Origin of the sequence: Sphingobacterium sp. WM, assembly GCF_029542465.1 — a bacterium.
GTDB classification, from domain to species: domain Bacteria; phylum Bacteroidota; class Bacteroidia; order Sphingobacteriales; family Sphingobacteriaceae; genus Sphingobacterium; species Sphingobacterium cellulitidis.
On record NZ_CP120709.1, the window covers coordinates 3,818,066 to 3,829,944 of the forward strand.

Annotated in this window: 9 protein-coding genes; 1 reads left to right on the forward strand and 8 read right to left on the reverse strand. The window is 36.8% G+C overall.

The features are described from left to right. Positions 1-42 precede the first annotated feature (42 nt). The gene (locus PZ892_RS16235) at positions 43-1,239 is read left to right on the forward strand and encodes an aminotransferase class I/II-fold pyridoxal phosphate-dependent enzyme (RefSeq protein WP_277711553.1); all 1,197 of its coding nucleotides are present in this window, start codon (positions 43-45) and stop codon (positions 1,237-1,239) included. Between the two features lie 57 nt (positions 1,240-1,296). On the opposite strand, the gene PZ892_RS16240 is transcribed toward PZ892_RS16235, so the two are convergent. The 8 genes from PZ892_RS16240 to PZ892_RS16275 all read right to left on the reverse strand — a co-directional run bounded on the left by PZ892_RS16240 (position 1,297) and on the right by PZ892_RS16275 (position 11,876). Beyond that, a complete protein-coding gene (locus tag PZ892_RS16240; RefSeq protein WP_182499156.1) occupies positions 1,297-3,234 on the reverse strand; it encodes a beta-L-arabinofuranosidase domain-containing protein in 1,938 nt (645 codons plus the stop codon). Positions 3,235-3,302: 68 nt separating this feature from the next. After that, positions 3,303-4,961, reverse strand: a complete 1,659-nt coding sequence (locus PZ892_RS16245) for a sodium/sugar symporter (protein ID WP_094280713.1) — start codon at positions 4,959-4,961, stop codon at positions 3,303-3,305. Between the two features lie 5 nt (positions 4,962-4,966). Next, the gene (locus PZ892_RS16250; RefSeq protein WP_277711554.1) at positions 4,967-6,139 is read right to left on the reverse strand and encodes a galactose-1-epimerase; all 1,173 of its coding nucleotides are present in this window, start codon (positions 6,137-6,139) and stop codon (positions 4,967-4,969) included. A 19-nt stretch (positions 6,140-6,158) separates the two neighbouring features. Next, positions 6,159-7,316 (reverse strand): galactokinase, encoded by a 1,158-nt coding sequence (gene galK / locus PZ892_RS16255; RefSeq protein ID WP_277711555.1) that lies wholly within the window; start codon positions 7,314-7,316, stop codon positions 6,159-6,161. Beyond that, positions 7,313-8,365: a UDP-glucose--hexose-1-phosphate uridylyltransferase gene (locus tag PZ892_RS16260; protein WP_094280715.1), complete on the reverse strand. Its 1,053-nt coding sequence runs from the start codon at positions 8,363-8,365 to the stop codon at positions 7,313-7,315. Before PZ892_RS16260 ends, galK begins: the two co-directional genes overlap by 4 nt. 40 nt (positions 8,366-8,405) lie before the next feature. Next, on the reverse strand, positions 8,406-9,485 hold the full coding sequence (locus PZ892_RS16265; RefSeq protein ID WP_277711556.1) for a glycoside hydrolase family 43 protein: 1,080 nt from the start codon (positions 9,483-9,485) through the stop codon (positions 8,406-8,408). 9 nt (positions 9,486-9,494) lie between these two features. Beyond that, on the reverse strand, positions 9,495-10,601 hold the full coding sequence (locus PZ892_RS16270) for a family 43 glycosylhydrolase (protein WP_229678321.1): 1,107 nt from the start codon (positions 10,599-10,601) through the stop codon (positions 9,495-9,497). A 117-nt stretch (positions 10,602-10,718) separates the two neighbouring features. Beyond that, complete coding sequence (locus PZ892_RS16275; protein ID WP_182499162.1) at positions 10,719-11,876, reverse strand: sialidase family protein; 1,158 nt, start codon at positions 11,874-11,876, stop codon at positions 10,719-10,721. Positions 11,877-11,879 lie beyond the last annotated feature (3 nt).

Below are 11,879 nucleotides of genomic sequence, written 5' to 3' on the forward strand. Positions count from 1 at the left end.
TTTTTTAATTTTCAGTCCTTTATTTTATTAAAACAACCTGATATGTCTCATTTAGAAACCGACCTGATCCATAAAGGCCATGAATTCAACAACAGCAAAGCTGTTGTGACCCCTATTTATCAAACATCCACCTACTTTGCAGATGCGGATTTGCATGAATATATTATTGCTGCCACGGAAACGAAGAACCCGAATTTCTATCATCGACATGGTAATCCAACAAATTCTCAGGTTGCGGCAATTGTTGCAAGCTTAGAAAAAACTGAGGATGCTTTGGTATTTGCAACTGGAATGGCTGCGATCAGTACAGCGATATTATCAGTGGTTAAAGCTGGTGATCATATTATCACGCAAAATTCTTTATACTCAGGAGCAATGCTCTTCTTCAAGAACTTTTTAACGGAGTATGCTGTAGAAGTAACCCATGTTGATCAAAAGGATAATGCGGCATTTGAGAATGCAATTAAAGAGAACACAAGACTTATTTATGTAGAGACACCTTCCAATCCAAATCTTGATGTAACCGACTTACAATTTATTGGAAGCCTTAGTAGGAAATATAATTTGACGACCATGGCAGATAATACTTTTGCTTCACCGATGAACCAAAACCCTAAGGATTTTGGAATTGATGTCATTGTACATTCAGCCACAAAATATCTAGGCGGCCATAGTGATCTTACTGCTGGAGTTGTTTGTGGGACAAAAGATTATATTGAGAAAGTTTGGAAAAGATCCTTGATGCTGGGAGGTTCACTTAGTCCATTTGATTCCTGGTTATTGCTGAGAGGATTAAAAACTTTATCAATGCGGGTGAATCAAATTAACCAAAATGCTTTGACATTAGCTGAGTTTTTTGAGAATCATCCAGCCATCAAACATGTTGCTTATGTTGGTTTAAAATCACATCCACAATATGATCTCATCCAAAAACAGATGCGTGGTGGAACAGGGATGTTATGTATTGAGGTTATTGGTGACAATGAAGATGTAGCTTATAAGAATGCTCAATCAGTTCTAAATAAATTAAAGATTTTTGCAAATGCAGCAAGTCTAGGTGGGGTTGAATCTCTGGTTGTCCATCCTGCAAGTATGTGGGGGAGCCACCATGATAAGTCCCAAAAATCAACTTCTGGAATTACGACAGGAATGCTAAGAATATCGGTTGGAATTGAACATATTGACGATTTGATCGCAGATTTTGACAATGCGCTAAAAGGATTACAACATACTGAGTGAAGAATCTCTTAAAACAAACATGCTTCGAAACTCTCGAAGCATGTTTGTTTATGAATATTATTTGTTCCTACCTATATCTGTGATTTCTTCTGGTATCCAGACCTGCATTTTACTTTTACCCCTATTATTCCAAAGAAAATAAGGAATCGCAGTGATTTCTTTATCTTCCTGAAGGTTATTAGAAATGATTGGAGCTCTAAATTGAATCACATTTGTTCCTCCCAATAAATCTGGTTTATAACTCACCTTGAATTCCGTGTTTTCAGGGATAATTAAACCATCTTTAGCATTAGGGTTATCAATATCTTCAACGGCGTAAACTATAGGACCATATTGCAGTGCAACACGATTTTTATTCGCCTTCATAGCATCCGAGGAGACAATCCTTTGGACTTCCATATCCATATTCAAATCGATTTTATCTCCTTTTTTCCACTTTCTATTGATTTTTAAATAGCCATCAATAAGGGCAGCTTTGATTGGTTTTCCATTTACAGTAACTGTATAATTATTGGTTTTGTTATTTTTATAGTGGTACAATGAACCTGGAACTGGTTCTTTTAACCATCCTGGAATTCTAAGAAATACAGCAAATGCTTTTGCTTTTTTAAGGTTAATCTCAATAGACACATTTCCATTCCAAGGGTAATTCCCTGATTGTTTTACAAAAACTTCATTTTTATTCAGGTCCACTGTAGTTTCACTACCTACAAATAAATTGACATATAGATCTGTTGCAGAGCGACTGTAAATATATGATCCTAAGGAAGAAACTAGTCTAGCAATATTAGAGGGACAACAAGCTGTTCCAAACCATTCACTACGTTCATAATTCCCGTCAGAAGCTAAAGGATTTCCATAGAAGAATCGGTTTCCAGTTAAACTGATGCCATCTATTGCAGCATTGTACAAAGTTCTTTCCAATACATCGATATATTTCGATTGAGCGGAAAGCATATTCATTCTTTGGTTCCAGAATACCATACCCACCGAGGCACAAGTTTCGCAATAGGCAGATTCATTTGGGAGGTCATAGGGTTTTCCGAAGCCCTCATTGGAGCCTTGAGCCCCGATGCCACCAGTGATATAATAATGTTTATTTACTACATCGTCCCATATTGCATCCATTGTTTTTACATAACCAACATCTTTTGTTTCAGAAGCAATATCCGCCACTCCGCTATATAAATACATCGCTCGGACGGCATGACCTGTTATTTTTCTTTGATCACGTACTGGAATATCATCCTGAGCATATTCAGGAGCTTTCCATTCATCCCATATCTTTCCAACACCATGACCTTTACCACGTTGCTCTACAAACCAATCTGCCAGCTGTAAATATCGTTTTTCATTTGTTTGATGATATAATTTCATCAAAGCCAATTCAATTCCTTCATGTCCAGTTACCCAAGGCTTATTGGGGATTCGAAAATAGTTATCAATATGATCAGCAAACTTAATTGCAACTTTCAAAAGTTTATCCTTACCCGTTGTATTGTAATAGGCAATGCCTGCTTCAATCAAATGACCTGCACAATAATCCTCATGCCGCTCCATATCTTTCCAACGATTCTCGAGTCCATTTAAAGTATAATAGGTGTTCAAATAACCATCAGGCTGTTGAGCTGCGGCTATTTTATCAATCCATTGATCGGTATTGGCTTCCAATTCCTGATTTGGATAATTCTTTAGGGAATAGGCTATTGCTTCGATAGCTTTATAAACATCGGAATCATCATAATAAATCCCTTCATGTTGACCAGATCCTTTAGCAACCTTTTCAAAATTTCTAATGCGACCAGTTTTTTCCTCAGTATAACTTACACAAGCATCAATAGTAGAGGTAGCAACTTTTTCCAGTTGAGGAGACCAAAAATTATCTTCAATAGCAACTTTAGAAAAATTAATCGGGAAAATCTTTTGAGAAGGAGATTGTCCTAAGAGATGTGTAGAGAACAACAGCCCTAAGGAACAGATAAATAAACCTTTCATAATTTGGGGATTCAGGATGAGAAAAAAATAAAGCTAGAAGGGTAAATTAACCCTTCTAGCTTTTCTATTTACCAGAAAATGGTATATAATGCGGCAGTAATACCTATTATTAATAAGGCACCAACTGCAAAGCCTGTTTTAGTCTTGAACATTGTAGCATCAATTTCAAGTCCTTTGGTAACAACTCCTTTTTTATGTTCATACATACTGATAATATACATACCAATAACACAGAAGATAAAGACAAAGCCAATACGGTCAATAAATGGAATTTCATATACGCCATCAACAGGTATTGAAAAACCAGTTGAAGCCAAGAAAGAAAGATCCATGTAATTAGGTAAGGCTTTCAACAGAATGGAAAGGATAAATCCACCTATTGTTGCAAATAAGGCTGCATTGGAAGTTGTTTTCTTCCAGAAGAAACCTAGTAAAAACATAGCAAATACCCCAGGAGATACAAATCCAGTATATTCTTGGATATATTGGAATCCTCCTTTTTTATCAATTCCAAGGTAAGGTGCTATTATAATGGCTAAGATCATGGAAACAATAATGGTGATTTTACCCACATTTACTAATTTCTTTTCAGTAGCATCCTTATCAAAGATTTTTTTATAAATATCCAAGGTGAAAATTGTGGCAACCGAGTTTGCTTTTCCAGCTAAGGAAGCCACTACGGCAGCGGTTAATGCTGCAAAGGATAAGCCTTTTAATCCAGTTGGTAAAAGGTTCAATAATACAGGATAGGCTCTATCCGGATTCAATTCCCCTCCAGCTAACATCTCTTGTTGAAACAATCCATCATTATAGAGTACAAAGGCAGCAATACCTGGCAATACAACAATTAGAGGCATTAATAATTTTAATCCAGCAGCGAACAATAATCCATTTCTAGCTGTTGGAAGATCTGCTCCTAATGCTCGTTGTGTGATGTATTGATTACAACCCCAATAATTTAAGTTAATAACCCACATACCACCAATCAATACTGAAAGGCCTGGAAGGTCAATATAATTAGGATTATCAGGTTTCAAAATCATATGGAAATGGTCTTGAGCCTTATTATGTACGATTCCAAATCCGTCCAGTACACCAGTTCCGCCGAAATGGTCTGATACTAAATTCAAAGCCAGATAGGTTGTAGCCAAACCTCCTAAGATTAAGAAGAATACTTGAATAACATCGGTGTAACCAATTACTTTCATACCACCAAGGGTGATAAAGATGGCAAACACGGCTAATCCAATCATACAGGCCTGAAAGTCCAATCCCGAAATACTAGATACTGCCAATGCTCCTAAGAATAAGATTGAGGTCAAGTTAACAACGATATATAATAACAACCAGAATACAGCCATAATCATGGCTACAGTACCATTATATCGTTGACTTAAAAACTGTGGCATGGTAAATATCTTGTTCTTAAGATATACCGGAAGGAAGAATATCGCGACGACAACTAAGGTCACTGCCGCCATCCATTCATAGGTGGCAATTGCCAGACCTATCTTAAAGCCAGATCCGCTCATTCCGATGAATTGCTCAGCAGAAATATTGGAGGCAATTAAAGAGGCTCCAATTGCCCACCAAGTTAAAGACCCCTCCGCTAAGAAGTAATCTTTAGAATCTCCGGAAGCAGATTTCTTTTTGTAATAAATGTAAAGTCCATATCCTGCAACAATGACGAAGTAACACAGGAATACAATATAGTCTTTGATTTCCATTGGTTTTATTTAGCGGTAAACTTATAAATTGATTTGCTTGTATAGGTATCTCCAGGTTTCAACTTCGTTGTAGGGAAGCTCGGTTGATTAGGGGAATCTGGGAAATGTTGGGTTTCTAAACATAAACCCGTACGGAAGCTATCTTTCACTCCACCCTTAAGCGTTACATTCTCAGCCATAAAATTACCACTATAAAACTGGATACCAGGCTCTTCGGTATATACATCCATTACTATTCCTGATTTATCACCCGTTAAAGTAGCAGCATGATTTAATCCATCAACTTTAGTTCCATTCAGCACCCAATTGTGGTCATATCCTTTACCAAATTTCAATTGTTCATCATCGTTTTCAATTTCCTTTCCAATAGCCTTAGGAACAGTGAAATCAAATGGAGTCCCTTTTACATCTTTTAATTCTCCCGTTGGAATTAAAGTGCTATCCACTGGCGTAAACCTATCTGCATACAGTTGTAAACTATGATCAGTGATAGTACCACTTCCCTCCCCATTTAAATTGAAATATGCGTGATTGGTTAAATTAATTACAGTCGCTTTATCTGCAGTCGCTTTATACGAAATTCCAAGTTCATTATTATCAGACAAACTATAGGTTACCTCCATATGGATTGGACCTGGGAATCCTTCTTGCTTATCAGGTAGAGTATAAGCAAATGTAATTGCCTTATCATTTGCAGATTTAACCTCCCAATTTGCAAAATGCACACCTTTTAAGCCACCATGTAAGGTATTAGGGCCATTATTAGTTGGTAAAGTGAAAGTCTCTCCATCTAAACTAAATTTTCCTTTGGCAATTCGGTTTCCAAATGGACCAACAATAGGCCCGAAGAAGGGTTCTTTAGGGTTATTATAGTCAGAAGCTTTATTGAAGCCTAAAACTACATCAGTCAAAGTACCATTTTTATCAGGAACCTGAAGTGAAACTACTCGGGCACCGAAATTGGTGAAGTATGCTTTGGATCCCGAAGAATTCTTCAACATATATAATTTTGCTACTTTTCCATCAATATCACCTGTAAAAGTATTTGAATCCAAAGTAAGCGTATTATTTATGCTAGAATCTGCGGTTTGACTGCTTTCCTGCTTAGAATTTTGCTGACAGCCAACAACTGCCAACAAGCCTAAGGCAAGCATTAGTTTAAAAATTGATCTTTTCATTTTCTGTTTATAATTGATTCTAATATACTAATTCTGAGCCATTATCAGTTTTTACAAATATTGGCGTTAATTCGAGATTAAATTCATTTTTATAAGCTGGAGCCAATGCCTCAACTAATTCATGACCAAAGCCCTTTTTCACAATATTAATGGTACAACCACCGAAGCCACCTCCCATCATCCTCGCACCTAAAACTTCAGGAAAGGCTTTTGCCTTATCGACAAGGAAGTCTAGTTCTTTACAGCTAACTTCGTATTCTTGACTTAATCCTTTATGTGCTTGAAACATTTGCTTTCCCATTTCTGCTATATCGCCACTTTCCATTGCTGAACATGCTTTTTCAAGTCTCTTATTTTCTTCAACAACGAATTTTGCCTTAACAAAACTGTCTTCATCAACAGGTTTCACCAATTCTACAAGCATATCCAAGGTTACATCTCTTAAACTATTGACATCTTTATATTTTTCCTGAACCAATGAAACTGCTCTTTCACAAGAATGCCTTCTATCATTATAAGCAGATGAAGCAAGAGAATGCTTAACATTGGTATTCAGTAATACAATTTCGTAGTCTCCTAATTCCAAGGGTACATAGGTATAACTCAAATCACGACAATCTAAGCGAACCACATGATTTTCTTTACTTAAAACTGAAGCGAATTGATCCATAATTCCACATTTCACTCCTGCATAAGTATGTTCTGCCAATTGTCCTATTTTGGCTATGCTTACTTTGTCTAACCCTAAGTCGAACAAGGCATTCAATCCAAAGCCAGTTGCACATTCTACCGCAGCAGAGGAGGAAAGTCCGGCACCTACGGGAATATCTCCATCTATATACAGGTTAAAACCTGAAATCTTCAATCCTCTTGATAATATCTGGTTAACAACGCCTAAAATATAGTTCGGCCAACCTTTTTCAGTAGGTTTTATATCTTTCAAGTCAATGCTAAAGCTTTCATTAAAATCTTCAGCAAAAAGATGAATTTCAGAATCATCACGTTTAGAAAGGGCTACATAAACTGCCTTGTCTATGGCAGTAGGGAGAACAAATCCCTCGTTATAATCAGTATGTTCTCCGATAATATTAATTCGCCCCGGGGATTTCGAAATTAATGTAGGCTCAGATCCATACAATTCTTTAAACCGAATACTAATCTGATGTTTATCAATCATTTGATATTTCCTTTATAATGTGTTGTAGGTTGATTTCTAATTATTTCCGCAGCTTTTTCTGCTGTAATATCCCTTTGGGGATTGGCTAGCATTTCATAACCAACCATAAACTTTTTCACGGTTGACGACCGCAATAATGGCGGATAAAAATGCATATGCCAATGCCAAAAATCTTGATCATTGGAGTTTACAGGCGCTTGATGCATTCCTGCAGAATATGGAAATGAAGTGGAAAAAATATTATCGTAACGGATTGTTAATTCTTGAAGAGTTTTGGCTAGGTCTAATTTTTCATCTTCGGTAAATTCTCTGATGTCCTTTACTTGTCTTTTACTGATGACTAACGTTTCGAAAGGCCATGCTGCCCAGAAAGGAACTAGGGCAACAAAATATTCATTATCAACAATAATCCTTTCATTTTTCTTCAATTCAAGGGCTATGTAATCAGTAAGAAGGGATCTTTTATTTTTTTCAAAATATTCCTTTTGTTGCTTTTCTTCTTTTTGGATTTCCATTGGGATTTTACTTTCAGCCCAAATCTGTCCATGTGGATGTGGGTTACTACATCCCATAATTGCTCCTTTATTCTCAAAGATCTGGATGTATTTTATCCAATCATTTTGAGAAAGGGAAATAAATTCATTTTGCCATACATCAACTAGATTTTTGATTGAAGGAATATCCATTTCGGGCAATGTTAAATCATGTCTAGGTGTAAAGGCTATTACTTTACAAATCCCTCGTTCAGTTTCAGCAACCAACAAACCTTCCTCATTTATTTCCCCTTCTTCTGAATCTTTCAATAAAGCTGAAAAATCATTTACAAAAACAAAACTATCCTTATAATCAGGATTTACGCTTCCATCGGCTCTTGAATTTCCAGGGCATAAATAACAGGTAGGATCATATTGAGGTCGATTATCTGCTGGCAAATCTTCTACTTGACCTTGCCATGGACGCTTGCTCCTATGCGGTGAAACTAGAATACTTTCGCCTGTTAAGAGGTTCAAACGCCTGTGTGGCACGTCGTTAATTGCAAAATTAGGCATAGGTTGCGTTTATATTAGTTCACCTAATATACAAATTCCATCAATTAATTGTAGTGGGTCCGTGTACTTTTAACACACCCTTAGAATCAATTTCAATAGGATCGATGAAAACAACTCTATCATTTTCTGTTTTGGTTGTCCTACCATGATAGACACAATACATTTTACCATCTTTACCAACAAAAATTGAGTTATGGCCAGTTCCTGTTACATCTCCTCCACTTTCTGTATTTTTTTGCAAAACGGGATTAAACTCGGATTTTACAAAAGGACCCAATGGGCTCTTTGCAGTGGCATAACCTACAGCATAAAATGGCCCAGCATAATGATTAGCTGAATACATCATGTAGTACAGATCATTATGTTTAAATAAATATGATCCTTCAGTCCAGCGACGATTAATCTCCTTATTGTTGACAGACCTACTTTCCCATTCTGCTTGTTTGTCATTCATTTTCACAGGAGGCCTTAGCAATAATTTTGGCTTTCCAATAACCCCACTTAAATCAGATTTCAGTTCAATTCCATAGACCCAGCTTTCTTCTATCTCATCATAAATTCCATTCTTTTTTGCCCAAGTTGCAATTTCTGACTTAACAGGATGTTTGTAACAACACCTAGAGTAATAGAGAAATTTCTTACCATTATCAGCAACATATACATTCGCATCTATAATTGGGTAGCCGGGATCAAATAAAGGCACTGAATCTATATCCATAAATGGTCCTGTTGGTTGATCTGCAACAGCGACCCCAATCTTATAGTTTTCTAATTCATTATTTGGGTTTTCTTTCCAATGGGCGCTGTAAAATAAATAGAACTTATTATCCCATTTATAAACCTCTGGAGCCCAAAAATCTTTGGTCCCCCATGACTTTTCTTGTTGGTTATTATAGATTACACCTTCATTTTTCCAATCCTTCAAATCCTTTGAAGAATAAACAACAAAACCATTCTTGGTTCCACCTGTGCCATATAAGTAATAGAGGTCACTCTGATCATCATAAATGATGTATGGATCCCCCAATGCAACTGACAATGGGTTTCCTGGTAATTCTTGTGCCATGCTTTCTATGCCGAACAAGAAAAGTAAACCTAATAGTAAAAATCGTATGTTCATTTCTAAAAATTAAATAATAGGTTTTTGAAGGTTATTTTTTTCCGGTTTCCCCGAACCAATCAACGGCCAACCCTCTTTCCAATTTATTGGATCCAACATCAACATCCTTCTACTAGTCCCATTTTTGAGTTTACCATTATTTTTATCAATTGCATGATATAATATCCAGTCTTTCCCTTTTTTATCTGTAATAACTCCAGAGGTATGACCAGGTCCAACAATAGAATCTGAACCCTCCAAAACCAGAGTGCCGTAATTTCTTTCTTTAATATCACGCCCTTCTTTATCTAGATAGGGACCCAATAGGTTTTTTGAGCGAGCTGTTAATACATGGTATTTACTATTAGCTCCTTCACAACAACTCCCCTTTGAACCTAGAAAATAAAAATATCCATTCTTTTTAAAGATAGTAACGGCTTCAAAATCACCGGCGGCAATTTTATGTTTTTGACCATTTAGCACATTTTTTCCATTTGCTGTTAATTCCAAAGCAAATGTTCCTTGTTCGGGAGAATCTGAGAAACTGCCCCAAAAAATATATTTTTTACCTTTCTCTTCAATATAAAAGGGATCAATAGAATTTGGAACATTAGCAGATTTGGAATCCAATAATTTTCCTTGATCAATAAATGGTCCTTTGGGCGAATCAGAGATCGCCAGACCTAATCCGGGATTTTTATCACCCCAGGTAGAAAAAGAATAATAAAGGTAATATTTGCCATCAACTAAATTAATATCGGGAGCCCATATTCCTCCGGCTTCCTTCCAACTTGGTTTCGTTTGAAATGCTGGCCCAACATAGGACCAATTTACCATATCCTTTGATTCAAGGATGGGCACAAGGCGAGATCCTTTTCCATCATCCCAATTATCCTGAGTGCCATACGCATAGAACAGTTTCGTTTTTGGATCTTGGATAACCGTAGGGTCTGCGAGGACTGGTTCAAAAACCGGGTTCTGATAAATATGACTAGATGAAGTAGTTAGCACCGAATTTTTCCTTGCACAGGAATCAAGAACTGAAGCCGACAGCAATAAAATAGACATGAGCATTGAATTGCGAACTGCAGGCACACAGATCAATGTTTTTATATAGACCACACTTTTCAGAAACATAATTTGATTGAGTTTAAACAGGTTAAACAAGTAGATAAATTTAAATTTACAGGAATTTTCTGAGAATTAAGGGATTAAAAAAGAAAACCCTAAGCTTATTAGACTTAGGGTTTACCTCTATTTAATTTTTTCTGTTAGAAAAACGATGTCTTTATAATTATCCTTTTCATACAGGATACCAACTAGCTTAGGTTTCATCAAGACTATATCCGAATAGGCCGAATATGCCCCTTTATAACCTTCAGGCGACTTAGCAATCAGTTTTGTAAAATACCAAGTCTTGCCTTTATCCTTTGAAAGTTTTAAAGTTAGGTTATCTCTATTTTTCTCATCAGCAGCATTAATATGCGCTAGAATGAAATTCTTTCCCTTCTTCCATGATAAAACTGCACCTTGGTTTATAGGATCGGGCAAATTTGAGTCTGGAGCTGAACTCTGCCAAGTTTCTCCGCCATCATTAGATATCGAAATAACACGTTGTTTAGGATTTAATTGCTGATTTCGGGAGCTCATATACACCTCATTTTCCCCAACCTGAGCAGCTGTAGACTCATTAGTTCCTGGATAAGGAACATTTTGGCTCAACTGAAATGTTTTACCATGGTCATCTGAATAGAAAGCATGTGCATTCCAATCCTTTCCTTGAGAATTAGGATCCCCGGCACTATGGTTCGCTGCGATATAAATCCTACCCTTCTTAGGTCCTGAAACAAATTGAAATCCATGTCCAGGAGTATTGGCATAAGTTCTCCAATCTTCTGTAAAGGTATAAGCAGAATTAGCCTCCGGCTGGTTTGGCCTATGAGTCTGGGTCGTGATATTCACTGGTTCGGACCAGGTCTTTGCGCCATCAGTTGAAGTTATGTACCATACTTCACGTAATCCTTTGCCTTTCCTTACTTCTCCTTCGTGATTATTTCCGGTATTATAGAAAAGAAATATCCTTCCGGCCGGATAAGCAGGATCCATTAAATCTACTACTGGTGCAACATTTCCTGCCTGCAGCTTATCATAATCGGCTGCAACATTCAACTTCCCCCAAGTTTTGCCTTGGTCTTTACTGATCTTATAAACAATATCTACGTTGCCATAATCACCGGCATGATCTACTCGACCCTCAGAGAATGCGATTAAGTCGCCATTTTTATTTTTAATAAGTGCAGGAATACGATAGCTAGCATAACCATCCTCCCCAGAGCGAAAAACAACTGTTTCCTGAGCTGAAACTGCTGACAATAAGCATGCGGCAAATACTGATAAAAATAGTTTTTTCATATA

Coding starts and splice junctions, on each gene's coding strand:
- PZ892_RS16235 (WP_277711553.1), top strand. CDS start 43: ATGTCTCATTTAGAAACCGACCTGATCCATAAAGGCCATGAATTCAAC.
- PZ892_RS16240 (WP_182499156.1), bottom strand. CDS start 3,234: ATGAAAGGTTTATTTATCTGTTCCTTAGGGCTGTTGTTCTCTACACAT.
- PZ892_RS16245 (WP_094280713.1), bottom strand. CDS start 4,961: ATGGAAATCAAAGACTATATTGTATTCCTGTGTTACTTCGTCATTGTT.
- PZ892_RS16250 (WP_277711554.1), bottom strand. CDS start 6,139: ATGAAAAGATCAATTTTTAAACTAATGCTTGCCTTAGGCTTGTTGGCA.
- galK (WP_277711555.1), bottom strand. CDS start 7,316: ATGATTGATAAACATCAGATTAGTATTCGGTTTAAAGAATTGTATGGA.
- PZ892_RS16260 (WP_094280715.1), bottom strand. CDS start 8,365: ATGCCTAATTTTGCAATTAACGACGTGCCACACAGGCGTTTGAACCTC.
- PZ892_RS16265 (WP_277711556.1), bottom strand. CDS start 9,485: ATGAACATACGATTTTTACTATTAGGTTTACTTTTCTTGTTCGGCATA.
- PZ892_RS16270 (WP_229678321.1), bottom strand. CDS start 10,601: ATGTTTCTGAAAAGTGTGGTCTATATAAAAACATTGATCTGTGTGCCT.
- PZ892_RS16275 (WP_182499162.1), bottom strand. CDS start 11,876: ATGAAAAAACTATTTTTATCAGTATTTGCCGCATGCTTATTGTCAGCA.